Here is a 23,630-nt window from a genome sequence, read left to right as displayed (position 1 = left end):
GTCAGCTCTGGCGACGGCGACGCGCGAGGAGCGCCGCGACGGCCGCGAAGGCGGCGAGCGAGGCGCCCGCCGGGACGCTGGAGGAGCCGGGGACCGAGCAGTCGCAGCTCCCATCGTCATTGACGGGCGGGGTGGCCGGGTTGCCGCCCGCGCCGCTGCCACCGGCGCCACCGGCGCCACCCGCGCCACCGGCGCCACCCGCGCCGCCCGCGCCGCCCGCACCACCGGCGCCGCCCACGCCCGACGATTGGTCCGGGGTGAAGGTCAGGTTCGTGAAGAGGCCGTCGCCGTCGCCGGAATTGGCGATCATCACGTACGCCGTCTTCGTGCCGGCCGGGACCTGCGCCGTGGTGGTGTACGCATTCACGCCCTGGGAGCCGCCGCCGTCCGGCGTGAGGACGACGGTGTCGTCCGTCGCTTTGAAGGGCCCATACGTGAACTGGAGGGGCTCCTCGCCAAAGCGGACGAGGACCCTGGGCTCGAAGCTGCCGCCGCCAAACGGAGAGCCGCCGCCCGTGGTCGCGCCGTCGAAATCGATGGTGAGCGCGTCGGTGTTCTCCGGCAGGGTCACGCGGACCTGGACGACGCCGGGCACGTACCCCTGCTGGTTCGAGCCGACGTTCGCCGCAGCCACGCTCGGCGCGAACCAGACGCCGAGGGGGGCGCCGCCGCTGGTGCCGACGAGGAGCGGGCCCTGCATCGTGGAGCCGGTGAATTCGAGGATACGCTTGCACTCGGGCAGGACGCCGCGCGTGGTGAAGGCCGCCTCGAGCTGGGTGGCGACGGCGTCGCCGAGCGCGGAGGTCTTGACCTGGGCAAGGATGAGCTCGGCCATGTCGTGGTAATGGAGGTCGCCCGAGGGCGCGGCCTCCATCGCGGCGAAGACGGCGAGGTCGAGCTCGCCTTTCTGCACCTCGGTCAAACCCTTGCGGACGTCCCAGAGCGCGCCGGAGAAGAGGGTCGCGTCCTGGTGGACCTCGCCCGCGATGGCCGTGGGACAGGCGTCGGGGGCCGCGAGGCTGCGAATGGCCTTGCCGCTCGGATCGGCGTCCAGAACGGCGTATTCGCCGACGTCGGGATCGCCGGTGATGGCCGACGAGAAGTAATCGGCGAGGCCCTCGTTCATGCCGCCCGGCGAGTAGACGATGCCATACGCGTCGAGGTGCGGGGTGCCGACGAGCTGGATCGTCGCATTGACGACGGCGTGCGTGAACTCGTGGTAAATGACGTCGCCATCGTAGGCGTAATCCTTGATCGGGCCCTGGCCGAACATCATGGCGCCGCCCGAGATGTTGAAGAGCGAGCCCAAGGAATCCGGCGGCGAAAAGAAGGCATTCTGGAAGGGAACGAGGGGAACGTTGGGGTTGCCGATATTGGCCGGATTGCCGCCGAAGAGGCCGTCGGGCATGCGCAGGTTCGCGACCGCGTCGAGCGGGCCCGCCTGGACCAGGAAATCGGGCTTGAAGGTCCGGAAAAACCGGTATGCGATCTCGGTGTGCGCATACATGTGGAGCTCCGAGAACGGATCCTCGGCCGCCGTGTCCTCGGCCGGCGTCGTCGACGTGAAATCGAGCGAACCCGCGTCCGCCGTCACCGTATGCACGAGCTCACAGGTATGGATGGTGATACCCATGATGGTCGTCGTCGTCTTCATGTCGATGCAATTGCGCGCGACGACGAGGGGGCTCGAGAGTTGGTCGGCCCCGTCCGGCAAGTTCAGCGTGATGGTCTTCGTCTGCGGCGATTTGACCGGGTTCGACGGGAAGACGTCGGCCTGGTGCACCGAGACGGCCGCGTTGTAGCGCGCGACGACGTCGCCGGTCTTCGCGTCGACGACGACGACAGGCGCATACGGCATGGGAAGACCGGGCGCATAAAAATGCCAGGCGAGGACATTGCCGCCGCCCGAAGGCCAAATCACGAGCCGGGCCGTCTTGGGGTTCATTTCGATGCCGGCCGACTTGGAGGCTTTTTCAGCGACGTCCTCGGCCGAAAGCGCGGGCACGACGTCGGCGGGCAGGTCCTCGGCGAGGCGCGCCGTGACGATATGCGCGATGCCGTCGTCGCCGTACGAGACCGTGGCGCCACGATGAAGCACGGGCACGCCCTGGTGCATCTGCGGCATCTTGACGATGCGCCGGCCGTCACGCAGCGTCGCGTTGCGCGCAGGGCCGAGCGAGAGGCTCTGCGACCAGGGCGCGCGCTCCGCGAGGATGGTGCGCGCCGAGGCCTCGAGCGCCTGGGGCTCCGCACCCTTGACCGAGGCGAGCGACTTCTGCGCGGCGGGCGCGAACGAACCCACCTCGAGCAGTGTGCGCGGCCCGGAGGCGGCGAACGCCGTCCCGCCGAGCGCGAGGACCATCAAGCTTGCCGAGAAGGAGGAAAAAAAGCGCATCGTTGACCCTTGCTTTGGGAAGTCCGAGGACGTGGGACACGCACGGGAAGGGCGCGTCCGAATGGATCCTAGGAAGCCCCGAAAGCGAGGGCAACGATTGGAATCGTCCGACGAGAATGTAGCGTCGGAAAATTGACTAGTCGCGGATGCTTTCGCACCGCGGGCAAGCCGCCTTGAGCCGCTCACTCGCGCGATCGATGCGCTCCTGCGCGGCGGCACAACGATCGTCCTCTTTTCCAGCGAGGTCGCAGAGGCGCGTGGCGGCGCGTTTCATCGAGGCGTACGCGCGACACGCGCCATGGCAGGGGCTCTCGTCGCCGCCCGCCGCCGACATGCCCTCGGGCGCAGGCGTCGTCGGCTTGGTAGGCGCCGCAGGCGCTCGCTTGTGCTGCGGCGCTGGAGGCGCATCCGCGGCAGCCGAGGACTTCCTTTCCTCGTCCGGCACGCCCATCACGTTGAGGAACGTGCTCTCCCAGCGCGAAAGGGCCATCTGGGCGTCGTCCGGGGTCCGCAGGTCGTCGGAGGAGACCTCCGACGGGGCCATGGCCGTGGCCGCAGGCGGCGGCGGCGCCGGCGCCGGCGCGGGCTCGGCCGCGAACTCGGTCGCCGTGGTCGGGGCGTCCGAGGACTTCGGGGCCGCCGCGCAGGCGGTGAGCGCGAGGAGCGCGAGCGGAAGGGAAAAAGACGCCGGACGTAGGAGACGCAAGGACATGTCGAAACCCCCAAACGCGAAAAAGGCCGGCACCTTACGGTGACCGGCCCTTTTCTCTTTCTGACTCGCGGTCCGTGTGGACCGTTTCGGGGTGCGAAGGGGGGGACTTGAACCCCCACGGTGTTACCCGCTAGCACCTCAAGCTAGTGCGTCTGCCAATTCCGCCACCTTCGCTCGGAACCGCTTGCTTCGAGGCGACGGAACCTACCCGTTCCGCCTCCAATGTCAAACACTTTTTTCACGAGGCCGTCGAGCACACCCATCAAACCGTGAGCGCCGCTACAATCTCGCCGATCTCGAAGGGCTTGCGCACGGCTTTGACCTCGAAGGACGCGGGCAAACCCGAGAGGTCTCGCACGTTGCCCGAGATGAGGACGATCCGCACGGATGGGTGCGTCTCGCGGATCTCCACGAGCGCGCCGGGCACGTCCGCACCGAACGGCGAGAGGTCGCAGAGCGCCGCGTCGAGAGTGCCCGTCTTCAACGCACCTCCAAGCTCGGCACGCGTGCGCGCATGCACGATGGTCGCGCCACGCGCCGCGAGCGCCGCCTCGAGCAGATCGAAGACGGCGTCGTCGTCCTCGACGATGAGGATACGTTTGCCCGCGAGGACCATCGCAGGCTTGCGGGCCGAGTGCGGCGGCGCCGGCGGCGAGGAGGGGCGGCGAGGCCAGCGAAGCTCGAAGCGCGCAGAAGGCTCGGCACGCACGAGCGAGAGCGTTCCGCCCGACTCGCGCGCGAGCGCCGCCGCGAAACGAAGGCCGATGCCCGCGCCACCCGCGCGCGTGGTGACGCCCGCGTCGAGCAGGTTCGCGCGGCGCTCGACGGGCACGCCGGGGCCTTCGTCGGTCACGCCGAAAACGACGTCGTCGAGTCCGTCGAGCTTCGCGTCGAGGAGCACGGCGCCACGCGCAGGCGAGACGGCGACAGCGTTGAGCAGGAGGTTCGTGAGGATCTGCAAGATGACGGAAGTGCCCGGCAAATGCGCCATTTCGAGTGCAGGGTCGAGCGAGGTGCGGAGCTCGACGCCGCCACGCTTGGCCTCGGGCTCGCAGCCCTTCGCAGCCTCGGCGAGGATCGACGCGACGGACGCAGGGACGTCGTCAGGGACGTCGGCGCCGATCGCACGGCGGACGATCTGCCGCGCATGGCGCGCGCGTGATGCCGCGATGGCGAGCGCGTCCTCGACGGTGGGGAGCGAGTCGATCTCGCCGCGCGCGCGGTCGATCCATCCGAGCACGACGGTGAGCGCGTTCGAGACCTCGTGGAGGACGCCCGCGAGGTCTCGATCGGTCGGGCGTCGCGACGTTGGGTCGACGTCGCTCCGCGCGCTCTCTTTGTCGGCCAAGGGCCCGCGGCTCACGTCCTCGGAAGACCCTCGTCCGCGCGCCGCCTCGTCCCTACCACCGGTGTCGGACTCCGCCACGCCTCCAGCCTATCCCGGACCGAGGCGAGCGTGTACCCCCGGGACGCAGACGCGTGGCAGCACGCGGGCCTACCTCGAAAGCGCGAGGGACGGAGCGAGGGGCAACTGGTAACGACCGTCGAAATCCGTGGCTCCCTCCGCAATCTGAATCACCACGGTCTCCTCGGTGCCCGATGCCTTGACCGGCATCCACGCGCGAAGGGTCGCATTCGGCACGATCTGTCCCAGGGGATCACGGACCTCGCCGCGGAGCACGACGGGATACGGGAGGACGAGCGTGTCGAAGTTGACGGCCTGGCCGACCACGACCTTGGCCTGCGGGTTCGCGATCCACGGATAGAGCGAGCCAGGCGGCGGGACGACGAGCAGATCGGCAAGGCCAGGATCGGCGAGCAAGGAGAACTCGCCCGCGAAGCCGAGCGGCGTTGACATCGGCTGCGAGGCCGGCGCGTCGGCGAGGAGGCTGCGCGAGAGGTACGGGCGCGCAGGCGTTCGCGAAGGAAAAACGGAGGCCGAGCCCATCGAGAGGGGGCTGCCGTTCGGCAGGACGACCTCGCCGGAGACGACGGATTTGTCGTGGACCGTAAAACCCTTGCCGCAGACGCAGTCGCCGTCGGCGGGGACCTCGAAGCCGTCCTCGGTGGTGACGGCTTTCGTGAGGTCGAAGGTGGGGTGCGTGGTGACGCGGTACTTGCCGGGCGGGAGGAGCGCCGTGAAGATGCCCTCGTTGTCGGTGTCGACGACGGCGCTGTAGATGGCGCTGTTCGAAGCGTTGCCGGAGAGCTCGAGGCTGCGGAAGGAGACGGTCGCGACGACGGCGGCGTCGTGGGCGTCGACGACGTACGACGTGACCGTGCGGCCGACGGCGTCGAGGTCGATGAGGGTGAGGTCGGCCTGGATGTTCTTGTTGTCGGGGTTGAGCGGGCTCAGCGAGGCGACCTGCCAGAAGAACTTCGGCGCGTCCGGATCGTCGGGCGGCGGCCGGAGGCGGAGGATGGGCGAGCTCTCCTGGCCGAAGTCCCAGTAGTACTCGAGGTTGTATTTCGTGAAGAGCGCGAGGGGCGGGTCGACGGTGAGGACCTGCGTGCGCGAGACGGGGATGCCGTGCTTGGGCTCGACGACCTCGATGGACCAGCCGTTCAAGTCCTTGCCTTCGGGGAAGGCGATGCTGCCAGAGATGACGCGCGGTGCCTCGGAGAGGTGGAGGTCGATCTTGCCGCCCTGGTTGAGGTCGATGCCGCGGTAGTACATGGGCGGCGGCGGAGGCGCGGGGCAGTTCGCAGGCGCGCGCGGGACGACGTGCACGTCGTAGATGCCAGGCGGGATCTCGACGGAGTAGGCGTCCGTGCTGCCCTCCTGGATGACGGCCTTGGCCTCGTGATCGGGCAGGCCCGCGTGCTGGGCGTCGCGGAAGAAGGTGAAGTCTGCTTCGAGTTTGCCCTCGGGCGAGAGGGGGCAGCCCTTGTAGTCGTAGTCGACGTAGAGCTCGATCGGCGAGACGACGACGTGCGAGAGCCGGATGTCGTGCTCGACGACGAGGCCCGCGCTCGAGTGGTCGACGAAGCCCTCGCCGCCGAACGGGACGAGGTAGGGCGTGTTCGCGCCGGAGTTCGCCTCGGCCGTGGGGCGCACTTCGAGGATGAGGCCAGGAAGATCGGCCTTGGTCCCGACGCAGGTCTGGAAGCCGTCGACGCTGGCGCAGACGCCGCCGCCCTCGCAGTCCTCGTCGGAGGAGCAAGCATTCACGGCCTCATCCGCGAGTCCCCCGAGCGCGAAGCATCCGGAGAGGGTGGGCACGGCCGCTAGCACGAAGAGAGCAGAAGTCAAGGAGAAGGCGCGTTTCAAGGTCAACCTCCCGTGGTCCCGGCGTCGTTCGGGTCGCTCGTCACCACCGTGGGATCGAGCGGGCAGCTAACTTCGGCGGTTGGACAATTCTCCAGGACCGGCGGACAGTCGCCGACGTCGCATTGCCGGAAATGCCAGGTGATCTGGCTCGAATCCCGGAGGTCTTTGGGACAACCGGTCCTGGTATCGAATTCATGCGTGACGACGAGCGTCAGGCGATGGCAGCCGGGCTGAAGCGCAACCACGCCCACCTTGTAAAGAACCCCCACGAGCGGGCGTGGCCCGTCCGCCAGCGTCGCCGCCGGTAGCTCCGGGAAATTCGGCAAGATATTCCGGAAGGGCTGTTCCAAGGGGTTCTCGAATCCGTAATCGATGTAAAGAGCGGCCTTGACGGATTCCCCGGCGTCCTCGGAGGCCACCGACGCAGCAATCGGAAATTCGGGCAAGCCGAGGTCGCCGCCCACGAGCAGGATGGAGCGCGGATCGGGGTCGAGGCCCGAGGCGACGAGGATCGGCGGTGTCTGCTGCGGCTCGTACGTGACGGGCTCCGCGGTGACGAGGCAACCCGGGGCGAGTACGACGAGCCAAAGCGCATGAAGCGATCTTCGGGCCAGCGGGCCAAGGCCCAGGAAATGGCCTTCAGGCGAAGACGGACGGCGCGGCACCCCTGACAGCGCTGTCAGGTCTTGGAATGCCTCCGGCACGGGCCTTCGAGGCGCGCTGCGAGGTTCGAGCCGACACGCGGGCGAGAGGGCGGGCGAGAGCGGACGAGCGACGAGCAAGGGCACCTCCTTCTGGGGCGGGGCACGGCGCAGCGGCCGCCGCGCGAGCCCCTTCCATCAAGTGCCACGGAAGCGGCTCGGCGGTCCGTTCTTGTTCCCTTCGGTGGAAGGCGCCGCGCGGAAGCGGGCCTCGGCATACTCGCTACGCGTGGCCAGTCGAACGAGATCGGCGAGGGCCGGATGCGCCGCGCAAGCCCGCGCAAGGCCCCCCTCGGCCGTGAGGGGCATATCGAGCTCGAGCTTGAGCTCGGCGACGACGAGGCGAAGCGCCGTGGGAAGGTCGCCGCTCGCAAAAAAGCCGGCGCGGCGGGCGGCACGGCGGGCGCTTTCGATGGCGGCCTCGTAGGTGATGCCGTCGGGCTGGGCGAAGATTTCACGGAGGCGACGGTCGCCACGAGGCGGGACGATTTGCCAGAGGTCCTGGCCGAGTCGCGCGACGCCGGGGTCGGTGCCGCCAGTGGGGCCGACGGGGCCGAAGGCGGCGCGGAGGGCCTCGATGAGGGTGCGCAGGTGCTCCTCGGGGAGGCGGACGAGGACGTGCTCGGGCATGGCGCCGGCGATGGAGGCGCCGAGGAGGTAACGAAGCTCGGGGGTCTCCTCGCGGATCTCGCCGGTGAGGACGACGGCAGGCGGCGCGAGGAGCGCGACCTGGACGTTGAGGGCGGCCTGGTTCGGGGCGCCAGCGGGAGCGCGGCGGTGGAAGAGCGGGGGGCGCGCAGCGCCGAAGACACGCGTGACGGAGCCCCAAACGTCGCCGAGGACGGTGGGGGCGCCGGGCTGGACGCGGAGAGCGCCGGTGAGGCCGTAGTGGCTCGGCTCGCGGCGGTAACGGCCGGTCTCCCAGGTGATGGCGAGGGCCTCGTTGATGGGGCTCTCGACGTTGCGGAAGAGGAGCGCGAGGACGAGCTCGGGGGCCGAAGCAAGGGCCGAAAGCGGTGGCGGCGCGACGGCGCGGCCGGCCGGATCGAAGCCGGCGAGGACGTGATCGACGGCGCGGGCATAAGCGCCGTTGCGGTCGAGCAGGGCAGCCTCGTGGAGCTTCTGGAGCGTGGCGCGATCGCCGGGGCGCAAGGAGGCCTGGTGCTTGCGCACGACGAGGAGGTCGCGCGAGCGCGCCTCGGCATTGCCGCCGTAGAGCTCGACGAGGCGCTCGCCCGCGTCGTACGAGCCGGCCATGAGCTGCTCGAAGAGCGCGGTCTCGCGCGCAGGTCCGCCGCCCGGCGCGGGGGTCGGCGGCGCGGTGCGGGCGCGCGGCTGCGCAGGCGGCGAGGGCTCCTCGACGATCGGCGTGGGGAGCGGCTTCTCGGTCGGCGGAGGCGGAGGACGGAGGCCCGTCGGCATGGAGCGGATGGCGCTCGCCGCGAGGGGGATCGGGATGTCGTCGTCGTCGTCCGCGGCTTCGCCGAAGGCGTTCTCGAACGCCTGTTCGAGGTCGAAGACGAGGGCCTGGCCATCGTCGGCGAGGGGCTCGTCGGCCGGAGGCGGAGCCGGAGGCTCGGAGGGCTCGACGATGAGGCGGGGCCTGCGCGCATGCGCGAGTTCCTCGGCGATCTGCGCGGCGAGGTTGCGATCGGGGGCCGCGAGGGGGAAGGCGTCGGCGTAGAGGCGAATGGCCTCGTCGGGATCGGTGGCGACGACGAGGCGGCCGAGCTGGTAGAGGAAGCGGGCGCGATCGAGGCCAGCGCTCTGGCGGATGAGGTCGAAGAGGGCCGCGCGCGCAGCCTCGGGTTCGCCATACCCCGCGATGAACTCGAGCTTCTTGCGCATCGCGATCGGGCGGGTGTCGGGCTCGACGGCGGCCGTGTCGAGCAGGCGCGAGGCGGTCTCGAGCTGGCCCGCGGCGAGGGCGGCGTCGGCCGCGGCGAGGGCGACACGTCCGCGGCTGCGGAGGCCGCGGAGGTCGCCGCTCAAGGCGCGCTCGAAGAGGGGCAAGGCCGCGTCGAAGTTCTTGTTGCGTACGAGGCGCTCGGCCATGCCGAGGGCGATGAGCGGCGCGGGGCCGAACGCAGCATGCCGGCGCGAGAGCTCGCGCATGCCGGCGCCGCCGCCCTGGATGACGTCGAGCTCCTCGGCGAGGAGGAACGCCTGGAGCTCCATCTGCTCCGGCGTGAGGTGCTCGCCGATGCGCATGAGCTCGTCGATTGCGTGCTGGGCTTCGCGAGGCGTGCCGCCGCCACGCGCGCGGTACTCGAGGCGGCGCGCTTCGAGGACGGCCTCGGCCGAGTGCGGAGCGAGGCGGACGGCGCGGCGGACGCGGTCGAGGGCGGTGGCCTCGTCGCCGGTCGAGGAGGAGGCGCGGGCCGCCTCGACGAGGTAACTCGCGCGTTTGTCCGCGGGCTCGCGGGAGGCGGTGGCGAGCTGATCGAGGGCCTCGGAGAGGGTGCGGGCGTCGCCCTGGTGGCGAGCGATGGAGACGCGCAGCTCGATGACGGCGTCGCGCGCGGCGATGGGCGCGATGCTCTCCAGGATGTTGCGCGCAGCCTGGGCGTTGCCGCCGGCGAGCCAGTCGTTCGCGGCGCGGATGCCGTATTCGGCGCGCTCGTCGGTCTTCGCGGAGAGCTCGCCGAGGCGCTGCCAGAGGGGCGCGGCGCGGAGGGGCGATCCAAGGCGCTCGCGGATGTCGGCGAGGAAGCGGAGCGCGCTCGGATCGTCGGGCGTCTCCGCGAGGAGCGCGTCGAGCTCGGCGCAAGCGTCCTCGAGGCGGCTGAGGCGCTGCTCGAGGACGGCGGCGCGGCGCAGGCGGAGCGTGCGGCGGAGATCGGGCGCCTGTGCGGCGGCGATGCGCTTGCCGAGGATCTCGGCGACGGCGGCGTGATCACCCTGCGAGGCCGCGTGCGCTTCGAGGCCTTCGAGGGCCTCCTCATTGTCGGGCGCGAGCTCGCTCGCGGCCTTGAGGTGGGCGACGCCGGCCTTGTGATCACCGAGCGCTTCGAGGAGCGCCGCGAGCTCACGCAGGATGGAGGCGCGCGTGACGGCGTCCTCGGTGCGCTGGAGCTGGAGGTTCAGGAGCGCGACCTGCGCGGGGCGATCGCCGGTGCGGCGCGCGAGGCGCAGCGTGGTCGCGAGCAGCTCTTCGGTCGGCTCGCTGTCCTGGAGGATGCGCTTGAGGACGTCGAGCGCGGCTGCGTCCTCGCCGCGGCCCGCGAGCATGGTCGAGAGGTCGACCGCGATGCGCACGCGGGACATGGGCCCGAGGTCCTGGCGCGCGAGCTCGGAGGCGAGCACGGCCTCGGCCTCGCTCGCGCGCTCGGACAGGACGAAGAGCCGGCGCATGCTCGAGAGCGCGGCCTCGCGTTGCTCGGGCGTGATGCTCGGCGAGCGCAGAGCGCGCTCGAGTGTCTCGATCGATTCGGCGAAGTTGCCCTCGCGCTCCCTGCGCTCGGCGACGTGCAAGAGGGCCGCGAGGCGAACGTCGGGAGGGACAGCGGTGTCGAGGTCACGCGCGAGCGCCGCGTCGCCCGAGGCGAAGACGGCTGCGTCGGCGTCGCTCACGAGCAGCTCGTCCTCCGGGGCGCGGCGCGCCGCCTGGACGAGGAGCGTGCCCGTGACGAGCGGATCACCGAGCGCATGCGCGAGCTTTCCGCCGAGGCGGAGGAGCGCGACGCCCACGCTCGCGTAAGGCTTGGCGACGGCTTGCAGCAGCGATTCGAGGAAGGCACGTGCCGCTGCGGCGTCGCCCGCCGCAGCCGCGGGCGCGAGCTCGACGAGCGTGTCGTACTCGTCGATGTCGCCGTCCGCGGCCACGGCGCGCTCGACGAGCGAGAGCCCGAGCGCGTGCGCGCCGAGCGCGCTGAACGCTACCTTGGCGAGGGCCACGGCGACGCGCGCGCCATCCGGCCCGTCGGTGCGTTTCAACGCGGCGAGGGCCGTGTTCTCGAACCGGGCGACGAGCGGCCCGACGTGGCTCACGGACGCGACGAGCTTGCGCAGCGTCTCGCCGATCTCCTCGACGGTCCCGAGGTCCGGCCGCGCCGAGAGGGCGCGCAGCAGCAGGTCGAAGCGCATGCGGCTGCCTTCGCCCGCGGCCTTCGCGAGCGAGGCGGCGCGCTTAAGCCACGCGGCCCGCGCGCCTCCTTCGGCCGCCTCGGAGACACGCTCGATCGCGCGGATCGCCTCGGTGGGGTTGCCGCCGCGCTCCGCGAGGCGCGCCATCAGGAAGTACGACGTGCCCTCGGACGGGACGGCCTCGAAGCACGCGACGGCATGGCGCAGCGCCGCTTCGATGGCGCCTCGCCGTTCGAGCTGACGCGCGCCGCGGTAGTGTGCCGCGCGCCGTCCGTAACAACCGAGCGCGGCCGCGGCGAGCACGTCGTACGTGCGATCGAGCACGTCGATCCCACCCTCCACGGCGGACGATCGTTCGACGATCGCCACCGCCTCGGCGCGTGATGGATCGATCTGGATCGCGCTCGCGCCGATCTCGAGCGCGCGCTTCGGCAGCCCGTTCGCGACGGCCAGGTTCGCCGCCTCGATGAGCAGGCTCGCGCGCCTGCGCGGCTCGTTCGTGAGCGTCTCCGAGCGCCGCACGATCGCGTCGAGCGCGGCCGAAGATCCCGCGAAGGTCACGAGGTCCCGCGCGTACCGCTCCATCCCGCCGCGCGGCGCGGCCACCGCGGCTCGCCAGAACGCGTCCTCCGCGCCTGCCGGATCCTGCGCGAGATCCCAGCGCACGGCCCCGAGATCTCGAAGCCCGCTCGACAGGTTCTCCAGGGCCGACTGCTCCGGCCCATCCACGAGCTCCCCGAGCGCGCGCACCCTCGCCTCAACGAACGAGACGAGCCCATCCGAGCCGAGCGACGCGCCGCTCTGCTGCATCTTGTCGTCGAGCGCGTCGAGGTGCTCGTGCAGGTGATGCGACTCCGCGCCCTTCCCCGCGGCCCGCGCGAGCTCCGCTGCCGCCCCGTCCCAGTCCTCCGCCGCCGCGCGCCGCTGCGCCAGATCGAAGAGCCGCTCGATCGTGCGCTCGTTCTTCGTGTCGGCCGACACGAGCCGTTCGAGCAGCACCACGCCGAGCGCCGCGTCCCCCGCGCGATCACTCATCGCGAGCAGCCGACCTCGGAGCCCGGGCACGCGCGGCCCGTACATGTCGAGCGCGCGCCTTCCGACGTCGATCGCCCGCGGCGCGTCGAGCTCGAAGAGCAGCGCGAGCGCGTCGCCGAAGAGGCTTGCCATGTCGTCGAGGGGCCGCGGCTGCGCGAGCACCCACCCGAGCGCGTCCTCCAGCCGGTCCGGATCGTACGCCTGTGAAGCGAGCCGCACGAGCTCGCGCATCGCCTCCGGGCACCCCGGTCGGAGCGCGAGCCAGCGCTGCGTCCACGTCACGGCGAGCGCCATCTCCCCGACCGTCTCGAACGACTTCGCGAGCCCCTCGCAAAGCGTCGAGCGGATGAGCATCGTCGACGCGCCGCCCTCGACCGCCATTGCCGCGTCGAGATCGGGAAGCGCGATCGTCGCCCTCGCCAGCGCCGAAAGGGCCCGCGCCGACGTCGGATCCGTGAGGCACGCGTCTTCGGCCGTCCTCCGCGCGAGCGACGCGATCCCGAGCCCGAGGTAGCCCTCCGCGGCCACCGCGAGCAGGCTCGCGCTGATCTCTCCGCTCGTCTCGGCCGCGATCTGCACGAGCGCGTCGGCACGCTCGCGCTCCTTCGACGCGCCGAGCGTCGCCTGGAGCAGCGCCGCCGCCGCGACCTCCGAACCTTTCGCGCGCGCGGCGATCGACGCGATGCTCCCGCCCTTCTGCCGGAGCTCACGCCGCACCGAGGCGATCCCGTCAAGTGACGCCAGCGCGACAGCGCGATCCGCGAGCAGCCCCAGATCACTCTCGACCTCGGCCACGATCCCCGCGTCGAGCACGGCTGCGATCGCGCGCGCCGCGTTCCCCTCGTCGAGCGCCCGCGACACGCGGCGCAGGTGCACCTGCCGCGCGCGGTACCGGTTCGTCTGGAAGGCGGCGAGCGCGTGATCACGCAGCGCCTCGTCGGCCGCTCCCGCTGCACCGCGCGCGGCGAGCGCGTCCACCATCGTGTTCGCCGCCATCTCGTCTTCGGGCGCGATCTCGAACGCGCGCAGCCGATCCTCGAGCGCGCTGTCCGCGTCTTCGAGCGCCTCGTGCCGCGCCGCCGCCGTCAAATACCCCGCCGCCGCGTCCGCCTTCGGGATCGCTTCCTGCGCCCAGGCCGCGATCGTGCCGATGAGCTCGAGCGGCATGGGCTGGCTCGAATCGAGCGCCGCCGCCTCCTTCAACGCCGCCGCCGCGCCCTTCGGATCGGCGCCTCGCGCGAGCAGCACCGCGATCTTCAAGAGCGTCTGCGCCGACGAAGCGGGCCGCGACGGATGCACCGACGCACGCAGCACCTCCGCTGCCGCGACCGGCTCGCCGAGACCCGCGAGCCACTCGGCGACATCCGAACGCAGCGCCTCGTCCTCGCCGAGCTCGAGCGCGCGCCGCGCCGTGTTCACGGCCGTATCGAGCTCCGTCTCGCGCGACGCGAGCAACTGCGCCAGCGCCTGCGCGGATTCGCGCTCGCCCGCCGCGTCACCGGCCTCTCGACAACGCGCGACCCTGCCCCGCAGATAGGCGATCTCGGCGCGCGGCCCGTTGTGCCGCAGGATCGGCTCTTCCGTGCGGTTCGCCTCCAGCACGAGCGAACCTGCCGAGGTGGGCGCCGGCCGATCGGCGAGCTCGGGCGGCGGCATGGTGGCTCGCCGCGCGACCGGCGCGGCGTCTTCATCCGTCGCGGAGAAATGGGCCGATGAGCTCATGGAAGGGCGCGGCCAGGCTATCAGAGGCCGCGGACGAGCGGTGAGCTCAACGCACGATCAGGCCGAACGGCATGGCCGCGAGCGTTCGCTCGCCCGAAAGAAGGGGCGCCATCGACCCCAGATAGCGGGCGACCTCGGGCAGAAGCGCGCCCACCTCGGGCAAAAGAGCGTCCACGGCGGCCTGCCGCGCCACCTTCGCCGCCGCGCTCTCCTGCGCCGCGCCCGCCTCACCGTTCTCCGACGCTTCCAGGAGCTCCAGGAGCCCCCCGCCCTCGCCCACCACCTCGGCCGGCGCATCATCCGGCAGATGCGCGAGCTTTCGCGCGAGCGTCACCGCGTCGACGAGCCCGCCGAGCTCATCGACGAGACCCCGCTCCTTGGCCTCGACGCCACCGAAAATCCGACCCTCGGCGCTCTCGGCCACCTTCTCGACGGCCATCCCGCGCCCCTCCGAGATGCGCCGGACGAACAGATCGTAGATCGACTGCATCGACCCGAGCACCTTCTGCCGCGTCGGATCGTCCCACCCCTGGAACGGCGACATGTACGTCGCGCGCTTCGCCTTCAGCGGATCGGGCGCGGCCGCGATCGTCTCGGTCGTCACGCCGATCTCTTCGAGCGTCTTGCCCACGGCGAACTTGCCCGACACGACGCCGATCGACCCGAGGATGCTCGTTGGTTCTGCAACGATCTTCGTCCCTGCGCAGGCCAGGTAATACCCGCCGCTCGCGGCCATGCCCCCGACCGACACGACGAGCGGTTTGTCCCCGCGCAGCTTCATCAGCCGCTTCCACAGGAGATCCGACGCGAGCGCCGATCCGCCGGGCGAGTCGATCCGCAGCACCACCGCCTTCGTCGACTCGTCCTTCTCCAGCCGCGCGATCGTCTTGCCCAGATCACGCTCGTTGATCCCCTCGCTCCCGCCGAGCGGCGACGACGGCGCGCCGCCCATCGAGATCGCGCCCGTCGCCGGCACGATCGCCACGTGCGGCTCTCCGCCCGAGCCCGGCCCGGCGAGCACCCGGATCACGTCGATGATCCCGCCCGACACCGGCTCCGGCGACGCGCCTCCGCCGAACCGCACGCTCACGCGCTCCGCGCCCGCGAGCTTCTTCGCCTCCTCGCGCGCCTCGTCCGCGTAGCCGACCTCGTCGACGAGCCCCTTCGCCTTCGCCTCCTCCGGCGGGAACGGCCCATCCTCCACGATGTCTGCGAGCGCGGGTTTGCCCCGCCCCTCCGCGATCGCCGACAGCCACGCCGCGCGCAGCCCACGCAGCGCGCCCTCGACCGACTGCCTCGCCTCGGGGCTCGCGCTGTCGCGCGTGAACGGCTCCTGCGCGCCCTTGTATTTCCCGACCTGGAGGAAATTCACCTCGACGTGGAGCTTCTCCAGCAGGCGATGACCGAACACGAGCTCGGCCGCGATGCCCACCGACTCCACGCCTCCCGCCGGGCTCACCCAGACCCGATCGCAGCCCACGGACGCGAGCAAGAGCGTCGCGTTGCCGAGATCGTCGGCATGACAAACCACGGGCTTTTTCGCCTTGCGGACCGACGCGAGCAGGCGCCCGACCTCGTTCGCCCGCGCGAGCCCGAGCCCTGTGGTCCCGAGCTTCACGAAAAACCCCTTCGTCGTCTCGCGCTCGTTCGCCGCGCCGATCACCTCCACGAGCTCGGCGTGCGTGCGCCCGCGCGGCGAGCCGAAGAGCCCGCCTTGCGACGACTCGGGCGCCCCACGCGACAGATCGATCTCGACCACCGCCGGCCCCGTGAGCGCCGACGAGACCCGCGCGTTCGTCGTGCTCCGCGGCCTTCCCTCGCAGCCCGCGCCCGCGATCGCGAGCGCCGCTCCGATCGTCACGCCGATCGCCCCCAGACGCACCCGTCGGTCCCGCCGCTTTTTCATTAGGGCTCCCAGGAATCCGCGAACTTGGCGAGCCGCTCCTTCGCGCGCTTCGTGTGCGGGTTCGCGTCGCCGCCCTTCTCGATGATCTTCCGATACAGCGTGCTCGCCGTCATGCGCTCGCCGTTCTCCCACCGGAGATCCGCCAGCGCCGCGACCGCGTCGAGCAGCGTGCCGTCCGCGGCCACCGCCTGCTCGTAGAACCGGATCGCCGCCGCCCGGTCGCGCTTCTTCTGCGCGAGATCCCCCTGCGCCTTCAGCACCTTCGCGTCCTTCGGCGTCTTCTCCGCGAGCTCCTTCAAGAGCGGCTCGGCCTTGTCGAGCTCACCTTTCTCGATCGCCTCGGTCACGGTCTTCAGCGCGTCGTCCCCCGCCCCCACCTTGAGGCTCGCGGCCTCGACCTCCGGCTTCTTCGCGCTCTCGGCGCTCGCCACGAACACGCGCAAGGACGCCACGAGCGGATGCGGCCTCGGCATCGCCGCAAGCCGTTCGAGCTCGGCCTTCGCGCCGGCCACGTCACCCGACCGTGCGAGCGCATAGATCAACATCGACCGCGCGCGCCCGAGGTTCTGCTCGTCCCGCGCCGCGGTCTTCAGCCGCTCGATCACCGTCGCCCACACCGGCACAGCCTCGGCCAGATCGAGCGTCGCAAAGAGCAGCTCGTCGCTCGCCTGCGGGGTCGACTTCGGCAACGTCGCGACGAGCTTCCTTGCGCCGTCGACGTCTCCTGCGATGCGAAGCGCATCGATTCGACAGCGCGTCACGTCCGCGTCGGCCGCGGCGATCGACTGCGCCCGCTCCGCCGCTTGCTTCGCGCGCCCCACCACGAGATCGAGCTCGCGCCGCGCGTTCGCCAGATCCGGATCCGACGCGGCCAAGAGCCGCACCTTGAGCCACGCCACGTCCGCGCGCACGGCCGCGAGGCGCGCGAGCCGCACCGCCACGCGCAGATCCGCGTCCGCGATCGCGCTCGCCTTCACGTACGACTCGTTCGCCGCGTCGAGATCGCCATCGCGCAGATCGCGATCTCCTTGCTCCAGCAACGTTCCGAGCCGCGCGTCACCTGGCGTCGGCGCCGCCGCCCCGTTCCCCTTCGGCAGGTACTCGCGCCCGACCATCACCGCGCCGAGCGCGCCCGCGCCGAGCAAGAGCACCCCCACGATCCAGCGCGCCGCATGCGGGCGGCGCGGCGGCACGCCCGACACCGAGAGCACGTCGTCGTTGTGGAGGAGCGCCGACGACGGCGGCAGCGACGTGGGCCCGCTCGACGGCGTCTTCGCCGACGGCGTCTTCGAAGAGATCGGCTTCGCCGGCTCGACCTTCGGCGGCGCGGGCGTGGCCAACGCGGACTTCGCCGCCGTGATCTGCGGCGGACGATCCATCATCAGCGTCGGCCCGTCGCTCGTCGGCGGCCGCTCCATCATGAGCGTCGGATCCTCGCCGCTCGAAGGCCCCGCTTCCTGCACGTGCGGCGGCTCCGGCGTCGCCTTTTTCGGCGGTGGCGGAGGCTCCGGCGGCGGGAACATCGGCGCTGACGCCGCGGCCTTTCGGGCCGGCGGCGGAGCCTCCGGCGGCGGGAACATCGGCGCTGACGCCGCGGTTTTTCGCGGCAAGGGCGGCCCTTCCACGGGCGGCGACGGGAACATCGGCGCCGAACCCGCTTGCTTGCGCGGCGGCGGCGGCGGAGGCGGCAACGCGCTGATCCGCTCCACGGTCCCTCCCCGCTCCTCCGACGACGAACCCGAAGGCGCGCGCATCGGCGGCGGCGAACCGAAGCCACCGTTCGTCCGCGTCGAGACCGGCGCCTCGACGACATCCATCGTGTTCAGCTCTTCGAGCCCGCCCGGCACGCGCGGCGGTGTGAGCGCCGGCATCTCCGAGCCCTTGTCCGCCCCGGCCGCCGCGGGCGGGCGCACCGACCCTGGCCTGCGTCCGAGAAGCGCGCCGCCCATCGCCACGGGCGGAGGCTGAGGCGCGGCCGCTTGGGCTTGCTGCTGGCGCCCGGGCAACGCGAACACGACCGAACCTTCTTGCCGCGGCGGCTGCGCCGTCCCGCCCCCGAGGCCTGCGGGCGTCCTCGTTCGCGTCCGCGCACCCGGCGGCGGCGGCGTCGTCCCGGTCCCGGGCACGGTCATGCCGATGCGGTTGAAGAACGGATCTAGCTCGGCGATCGAACCGAGCCTGCGAGGCCGGCTGCTCCCGCGGGAGAGCACGTCGTCGCGGGTCACCTTCCCGTCGTGGATCGCGCCTTGAAGCTCACGCAGGGCGGAGAACTCGATCTCGCGCCCGTCGACGGTGCGAACGACCCACGTGTCGGGGACGGTCCCCACGGATGCGCGACGCACCTTGAACTGGTGCCCGCATGTCGTGCACTTGACGGAGGTGCCGCGCTCGGAGACGAGGGCGTCGTCGAAGTCGTACACCGTGCCGCAGCGCTCGCAGGTGACTTCCATGGGGAACTTGGCAGCTTTCCTCTTTGTGCACCGGGACGCAACGGCCGCACAGACCGGCGCCGCGGCGCATCAGGCTCCCTACTTCTACCGCGCTTGCCCTGTCCTGCTCCACTCTTCGACGTGCTCGGCCCGTGGATCCTACGCGCCCGGCCCGCCGGATCCTGGATGCCACAGCCGATCGTGAACGCCCTTTCACGATCCGCCCCACGCGGCGCCCCCGATCTCCCCTTCCGACGCGGAAAACCGCCGCGATCGCGCGGCCTTGTGCAGGGCATGTCGCTTGCTAGGCTCCCGCTGTTGCCCTGGCCTTCGTCAAGGCTCGGGCCCACTCTCTTCGCGCCTTGGTCGGTGCTTTTCGGGAGACGGTATGAAGCGACTTTCTCTGCTGGGCTTCATCGGCATGATGGCGACGTTCCTCGCAGGCTGTCCCATCTACGACGACGACGGCGAGTGGAACGAAGGCCCCTGCACCTCCGGGGATTGCTCGAACGGAGGCTGCAGGGACTCGAGTGACTGCGGCCTGAACGAGACGTGCGGCAACGACAACCAGTGCCACACGGGCGACTGCACGGTCTGGGGCTGCTCCGAAGGCTTTTCGTGCGTCGTCACGGGCACGGAGGCGAGCTGCCAGCCGGGCAGCGGTGGCACGGGTGGCACAGGTGGCACGGGCGGGACCGGCGGCACGGGCGGGACCGGCGGGACCGGCGGCACGGGTGGCGGATCGGTCACCTGGTGCGGCAACCCGGATGACTGCCCCATGGGGGAGACCTGCGCGCCCGACGGCACCTGCCAGCCGGGCACCTGCGACACCGTCGGCTGCGTCTACGGCTACGCCTGCGAGGCCTCGCAGTGCGTCCCGCAGAACCCCGCGGCGTGCGGCACGGACGCCGACTGCAGCGCGCTCGGCGCCGGCTACGCGTGCGTGAGCGGCGTCTGCACCGCGCCCTCGGACCAGTGCACGGACCAGACCCAGTGCCCGGCGAACAACAAGTGCGTCGACGGCAAATGCACCCCGTCGTGCAGCGACAACACCGACTGCGACGGCGGCTACACCTGCGACCCGGTCCTCGGCGTCTGCACCGTGCCCGCCGAGCCCTGCACCATCACGAACGACTGCGGCTCGGCCGATCAGGTCTGCGTCGACGGCGCGTGCGTCCCGCGCAGCGACATGGGCACCTGCCCGCCGGGCGACGTGTGGGTGGAGAACGGCTGCATCCCGAACCAGACAGCCGCCTTCTACTGCAACCAGGATGGCGTGCAGGACGCCTGCGCCGCGGGCTCCACCTGCCTGCACCACGCCTGCTACATCTCGTGCGCCCCGCCAAACGACAACGCCTGCAACAACCTGCCGTCGTTCGACGTCTGCAAGACCGTCTCGACGATGTCCGGCGACCACCAGGTCTGCGGCTCGAACAGTAACCTCGGAAACGAGTGCGATCCCACGGCCGGGCTCGCCTGCGCGTCGGGCAAGATCTGCATCGACGGCTTCTGCAAGTAGCTCCCGCGTTCTCGCATCGTCCCCTCGCACGGCGCCGCGGACATCCTTGCGGCGCCGTGTGCGCTCCCCCTGCCCGCTCCCGTCGTGGCATGCGCGCTGCCTGGGGCCTCCCACGCGGATTCGATCGGGCCTTCACGTGGTTCGTTGTCCGCGCGGAGCTCCGGGTCGCCACAGCGACCTCACGCTCCGCGCTCCCACGTGAGGCTTCGATCCATCCCCGACGGAGAGCCTGCACGATGAAGAACTACGGTTTCATCCAGCGTTTGTCGGATTCGTTCCCTTACGAGCGCAAGACCTCGGGGAGCTGGCTGTTGCCTGCTTCGATCGGAGTCGGCATCGGCGTGGCCCTCGGCGTGGGCATCGGCCTGCTCTACGCGCCGCGCCCGGGCGAAGAGACCCGGGAGCGGCTCCGCCAGGGCGCCGATCGGGTCAAGGACCGCGCGCGCTTCGCCGCCGGGCGCGTCCGGGGCGAGCTCGAACAGGCCGCCAGCCAGGTCCGCGAGCGCTCGTTCGCCACGTCGAACGAGGTCGGCCAGAACCGCTAGCGAAAAGGCGCGCGCCCCGCGTTCGTGGCGCGCTCTACACACCTCGACGTGCGAACCGTGTACGCGCTGCGTGCACGGTTTGCACGCTTCGAGGCTTTGCGGCTGCTGCGCGGTTCGTCCGCGCGGAAGGCCTGGCAACGACGACCGCGCGCCGCGTCCCTCACGCGGCCGAAGACGCACCATGAAACACGAGATCCTCATCGCTTTCTTCTTCGAACGCACGCACGCGGAAGGCGCGCTCGCCGAGCTCGCCTCGCTCGGCGTCCTGCCCGGCGACGTCAGCGTCATCCCCAAGCACGTCGGCCATCGAGGCGACCTCGGCCTCCACCTCGGCAGCAAGGCCTCGGAAGGCGCCGCGATCGGCGCTGCGATGGGCGGGCTGCTCGGCGCAATCGTGGGCGCGCTCGGCGCCGCGGGCTCGCTCGTCGTGCCCGCGACCGGCTCCGTCTTCGCGGGCCCCGTCGTCGCGGCGGCCGCGGGCGCCGGCGTCATCGGCGCGCTCGGTGTGGCGGTGGGTGGGATTCTGGGAGCGCGTCACCCGGAGTTCGAGGCGCGCCTTCTCGACGATGCCGTCGGCATGGGCGGCTCGCTCGTCGCGGTCCGGGCCTCGCCTGCGGCGGCCGGCGCCGTCGAGCGCCTCCTCGAGGCGCGCGGCGCGAGCTTCGTACGGCGGCAGGAGACCGAGCCCTGAGCTCGGCCCGAGGGGAACGCCTCGCGTCCCCCTCTGATCCTGGCCGTTCGGGCGCTCAGCGCGCCCCAGCGCTTCCGATCCGCTCCGCGAGCCCGTGCTCGAGCCCCGAGAGCGTCTCCTCCACGGTCGCGCGGAAATATCGCCGCGCCGCGAACAGCGCCGCTGCGCCGACCAGCCGCGGCGTCAGGCCTCCGCCGAGCAGAAAGCCCACCGCGACCGCGCCTGCGAGCGCCGCGTGCGGGTTCGCCCGGGCCACGTTGCTCACCATCGTGAGCACCTCGTTCGGATCGACGCCCCCGAGTGCTGCGAGCGGACCCTTGTCCGCCCCTTGTTCCGTCGTGCCGCTCTGCTGTCTCTCGCCAACCATGAACCCCTCCGTTCTCATCCCTGACGCGTCATCACGCGGCCGAGCACGTACCCGAACGCGAGTGCCACTCCGAGCGCGACGAGCGGCCGCTCCTCGACGAAGGCGACCAGCTTGTCGTCGGCACGTTTCACCTGACGAACCATCCGCGCGGCCCCGGTCCCGTGACCGTTGAGGTGCGCGCCGCCCATTTCCGACTTGTGAGGATCTTCGTGCATCGCCACGCGCTCTCAGCAACGGGCGCGCCACGCAGCCTGAGCAAGGCACGCACGGTCGAGGCGCCCGATCACGCTTCGAGCGGGATGCACAGCCGACAGATCGTCCCCTGCCCCTCCACGCTCTCGACCGACAAACGGCCTCGGCAGAGCGTCGCGAGGTGGTGTGCCAGGTACAGACCTACACCCAGCCCGCGATACAGGTAGCTCGGCGCGTTGGAACCCCGATAGAACTTCGTGAACACCTGGCCGAGCTCGCGCGCCGGGATGCCGATCCCCCGGTCCTCCACGACCACCGTCGCGTTCGTCGCGTCCTCGGAGATCACCCGCACCGAGATCGGCGCCTCGGGCGGCGAGTACTTCACCGCGTTCTCCACGAGCGACGTCACGATCTGCTCCACCCGCTCCGGATCGCACCGCACGCGCACCGGCGCAGCGGGCTCGTGCAGCGCGAACGTCCGGGACTCCAGCATCAGCTTCGCCTCGCCCACCGCCCGCCGCACCGGCTCTCGGAGGTCGAACGAGAGCGCTGCCACGCGCAGCGATCCGTCCTCGATGCGGGGCAAATCCACGAGCAGCGCGTCGATCAAACGGCCCAGCCTGCGCGCTTGCCGCATCGTCCGCGGGAACGTATCGGGCGGCACGCTCGTCCCTCGTTCGAGCGCCCGCGCGATCGTCGTGAGCGAGAGTTCCAGCGGCAAAAGCGGGCTTTTGAGTTGGTGCGCGACGAGCGCGAAGAACGTCCCGAGCTCGAGCCGCGCCTCCTCCGCGGCGGCCTCGCGCGCCGCGCGCTCTTGTGCGAGCCGCTCGTTTTCCCGGCGGAGGCGCTCGTTTTCCTCCTGGGCCTCGGCGAGCCTCGCGGCGAGCGCCTCGTGGCTCGGCTCAATGCGGCGGGCGGCTTTCATCGTGGTTCCCCCGATGGGTCGCCGCCACGCCTGGGCCCTCCGGCCAGTGCCTCGGCAGCACCAGCGAGAAGGCGCTCCCTCGCCCCACCTCGCTCGCGACCGTCAAGCTCCCGTGCAGCCGCTTCGCGAGCCCTTGCGCGAGATAGAGCCCCACGCCGAGCCCGCTCGCCGAGCTCGGCACGTTCGAGCCGCGGTAGAACTTGCCGAACACGTTGGCTTGCTCCGCCGCGGGGATCCCGATCCCTTGATCGATCACGCGCACCCGGACGCGCGACTCCGTCCCCTCGACCTCCACCGTCACCACGCGCTGCCGCCCCGAGTACTTCATCGCGTTGTCGATGAGGCTGATCAGGATCTGATGCACCCGATCCGGATCGGACATCACGGGCACCCCGTCGCCGGGCCCGTGGTACTCGAGCCGCTGCGTCGGCGCGGCCAGGCGGAAGTCCTCCACGACGTCGCGCGTGAAGACCGCGAGATCGAAGGCCGACACGTGCACCTCCAGCGTGCCTCGCTCGATCGCCGCGGCGTCGCTCAGGATCGCGTCCACGAGCCGCCCGAGCCGGAGCGTTTGCCTGAGCGCGCGCGCCATCGTCCCGTCGGGCGGCGCCTTGCCGAGCGCGAGCGCGCGCTCGATCGTCCGGAGCGAGTTCAGCACGGGCTGGATCGGCGCGCGGAGCTGATGCGCGGCCATCGACAGGAACGACTCGCGCTCGGCGGTCAGCAGCTTCGTCGTGACCGAACGATCACTCGCCGACAGGTCCCGCACGAACGCCGTCGCGAACGCGCGGCTCCCGGGTGGAACGAGCGACACTTCGAGCGGCACGTCTGTCCCGTCCTTGCGGTGCCCGATGGCGCGCTCCGGCGCGACCGTCGCCTCGTCCCAGCGATGCGCTTGCCCTCCGGGCAGCGCCACGAGCTCGGGGAACGATTCACCGACGAGCTCTCCGGGCAAGCGCCCAAGGAGTCGCTCCGCCGCTGGATTGGCGTACACGATCCGCCCACGTTCGTCCGCGCAGACCACCCCATCGGGGGCCCGCGCGATCACTTCCGTCCAATCGATCGTCGTCTCCTGCACGGTTACCACCTTGCGTTCGTCGACGATTGCTTCATTAGGGACGGAGGGGTTCTCTG

15 protein-coding genes and 1 tRNA gene are annotated in these 23,630 nt (G+C 71.2%); 3 read left to right on the top strand and 13 right to left on the bottom strand.

Annotated elements, in window-relative coordinates:
- Position 1: 1 nt before the first annotated feature.
- The 9 genes from KEG38_RS20270 to KEG38_RS20230 all read right to left on the bottom strand — a co-directional run bounded on the left by KEG38_RS20270 (position 2) and on the right by KEG38_RS20230 (position 18,278).
- Positions 2–2,395, bottom strand: coding sequence for an MYXO-CTERM sorting domain-containing protein (locus tag KEG38_RS20270; RefSeq protein ID WP_272421374.1), 2,394 nt, complete (start codon positions 2,393–2,395; stop codon positions 2–4).
- Positions 2,396–2,531: 136 nt separating this feature from the next.
- Positions 2,532–3,107 carry a hypothetical protein gene (locus tag KEG38_RS20265; RefSeq protein WP_272421373.1) on the bottom strand — a complete coding sequence of 192 codons (576 nt, stop codon included), beginning with the start codon at positions 3,105–3,107 and terminating at the stop codon, positions 2,532–2,534.
- A gap of 92 nt (positions 3,108–3,199) precedes the next feature.
- Positions 3,200–3,281 (bottom strand) — tRNA-Leu (locus KEG38_RS20260).
- Between the two features lie 88 nt (positions 3,282–3,369).
- A complete protein-coding gene (locus tag KEG38_RS55570; protein WP_272421372.1) occupies positions 3,370–4,533 on the bottom strand; it encodes an ATP-binding protein in 1,164 nt (387 codons plus the stop codon).
- Between the two features lie 69 nt (positions 4,534–4,602).
- The gene (locus KEG38_RS20250) at positions 4,603–6,378 is read right to left on the bottom strand and encodes a carboxypeptidase-like regulatory domain-containing protein (protein WP_272421371.1); all 1,776 of its coding nucleotides are present in this window, start codon (positions 6,376–6,378) and stop codon (positions 4,603–4,605) included.
- Between the two features lie 2 nt (positions 6,379–6,380).
- Entirely contained in the window at positions 6,381–7,160 is a 780-nt protein-coding gene (locus tag KEG38_RS20245; RefSeq protein ID WP_272421370.1) for a hypothetical protein, read from the bottom strand.
- A gap of 57 nt (positions 7,161–7,217) precedes the next feature.
- Positions 7,218–13,922, bottom strand: a complete 6,705-nt coding sequence (locus tag KEG38_RS20240; protein ID WP_272421369.1) for a hypothetical protein — start codon at positions 13,920–13,922, stop codon at positions 7,218–7,220.
- 46 nt (positions 13,923–13,968) lie between these two features.
- Positions 13,969–15,828 carry a signal peptide peptidase SppA gene (sppA, locus tag KEG38_RS20235; protein WP_272421368.1) on the bottom strand — a complete coding sequence of 620 codons (1,860 nt, stop codon included), beginning with the start codon at positions 15,826–15,828 and terminating at the stop codon, positions 13,969–13,971.
- Positions 15,828–18,278, bottom strand: coding sequence for a zinc-ribbon domain-containing protein (locus KEG38_RS20230; protein ID WP_272421367.1), 2,451 nt, complete (start codon positions 18,276–18,278; stop codon positions 15,828–15,830). Before KEG38_RS20230 ends, sppA begins: the two co-directional genes overlap by 1 nt.
- A 367-nt stretch (positions 18,279–18,645) precedes the next feature.
- Here KEG38_RS20230 and KEG38_RS20225 point away from each other — a divergent pair, with 367 nt between their 5' ends.
- From KEG38_RS20225 to KEG38_RS20215, 3 genes are all read left to right on the top strand, one after another.
- Positions 18,646–19,776, top strand: coding sequence for a hypothetical protein (locus KEG38_RS20225; RefSeq protein ID WP_272421366.1), 1,131 nt, complete (start codon positions 18,646–18,648; stop codon positions 19,774–19,776).
- 236 nt (positions 19,777–20,012) lie between these two features.
- Positions 20,013–20,321, top strand: a complete 309-nt coding sequence (locus KEG38_RS20220; RefSeq protein ID WP_272421365.1) for a YtxH domain-containing protein — start codon at positions 20,013–20,015, stop codon at positions 20,319–20,321.
- A 181-nt stretch (positions 20,322–20,502) separates the two neighbouring features.
- Positions 20,503–21,012, top strand: coding sequence for a hypothetical protein (locus tag KEG38_RS20215; protein WP_272421364.1), 510 nt, complete (start codon positions 20,503–20,505; stop codon positions 21,010–21,012).
- Between the two features lie 55 nt (positions 21,013–21,067).
- Here KEG38_RS20215 and KEG38_RS20210 read toward each other — a convergent pair whose 3' ends face one another.
- The 4 genes from KEG38_RS20210 to KEG38_RS20195 form a co-directional block, all read right to left on the bottom strand.
- Entirely contained in the window at positions 21,068–21,379 is a 312-nt protein-coding gene (locus KEG38_RS20210; RefSeq protein WP_272421363.1) for a hypothetical protein, read from the bottom strand.
- Between the two features lie 14 nt (positions 21,380–21,393).
- The gene (locus KEG38_RS20205; protein WP_272421362.1) at positions 21,394–21,594 is read right to left on the bottom strand and encodes a hypothetical protein; all 201 of its coding nucleotides are present in this window, start codon (positions 21,592–21,594) and stop codon (positions 21,394–21,396) included.
- 68 nt (positions 21,595–21,662) lie between these two features.
- The gene (locus KEG38_RS20200) at positions 21,663–22,496 is read right to left on the bottom strand and encodes a sensor histidine kinase (RefSeq protein ID WP_272421361.1); all 834 of its coding nucleotides are present in this window, start codon (positions 22,494–22,496) and stop codon (positions 21,663–21,665) included.
- A complete protein-coding gene (locus KEG38_RS20195) occupies positions 22,474–23,574 on the bottom strand; it encodes a PAS domain-containing sensor histidine kinase (protein ID WP_272421360.1) in 1,101 nt (366 codons plus the stop codon). Before KEG38_RS20195 ends, KEG38_RS20200 begins: the two co-directional genes overlap by 23 nt.
- Positions 23,575–23,630: the final 56 nt, after the last annotated feature.

The sequence above is a fragment of the Polyangium jinanense genome (genome assembly GCF_028435265.1).
Taxonomy (GTDB): domain Bacteria; phylum Myxococcota_A; class Polyangia; order Polyangiales; family Polyangiaceae; genus Polyangium; species Polyangium jinanense.
Note: the sequence above shows the minus strand (reverse complement) of the source record. Positions and strands in the feature narration are given on the sequence as shown.

Excerpts from the sequence above, each read along its gene's own strand:
- KEG38_RS20215 (WP_272421364.1), top strand. The coding sequence starts at position 20,503 with ATGAAACACGAGATCCTCATCGCTTTCTTCTTCGAACGCACGCACGCG.
- KEG38_RS20205 (WP_272421362.1), bottom strand. The coding sequence starts at position 21,594 with ATGCACGAAGATCCTCACAAGTCGGAAATGGGCGGCGCGCACCTCAAC.
- KEG38_RS20270 (WP_272421374.1), bottom strand. The coding sequence starts at position 2,395 with ATGCGCTTTTTTTCCTCCTTCTCGGCAAGCTTGATGGTCCTCGCGCTC.
- KEG38_RS20265 (WP_272421373.1), bottom strand. The coding sequence starts at position 3,107 with ATGTCCTTGCGTCTCCTACGTCCGGCGTCTTTTTCCCTTCCGCTCGCG.
- KEG38_RS20200 (WP_272421361.1), bottom strand. The coding sequence starts at position 22,496 with ATGAAAGCCGCCCGCCGCATTGAGCCGAGCCACGAGGCGCTCGCCGCG.
- KEG38_RS20210 (WP_272421363.1), bottom strand. The coding sequence starts at position 21,379 with ATGGTTGGCGAGAGACAGCAGAGCGGCACGACGGAACAAGGGGCGGAC.
- sppA (WP_272421368.1), bottom strand. The coding sequence starts at position 15,828 with ATGAAAAAGCGGCGGGACCGACGGGTGCGTCTGGGGGCGATCGGCGTG.
- KEG38_RS20220 (WP_272421365.1), top strand. The coding sequence starts at position 20,013 with ATGAAGAACTACGGTTTCATCCAGCGTTTGTCGGATTCGTTCCCTTAC.
- KEG38_RS20225 (WP_272421366.1), top strand. The coding sequence starts at position 18,646 with ATGAAGCGACTTTCTCTGCTGGGCTTCATCGGCATGATGGCGACGTTC.
- KEG38_RS20240 (WP_272421369.1), bottom strand. The coding sequence starts at position 13,922 with ATGAGCTCATCGGCCCATTTCTCCGCGACGGATGAAGACGCCGCGCCG.
- KEG38_RS20230 (WP_272421367.1), bottom strand. The coding sequence starts at position 18,278 with ATGGAAGTCACCTGCGAGCGCTGCGGCACGGTGTACGACTTCGACGAC.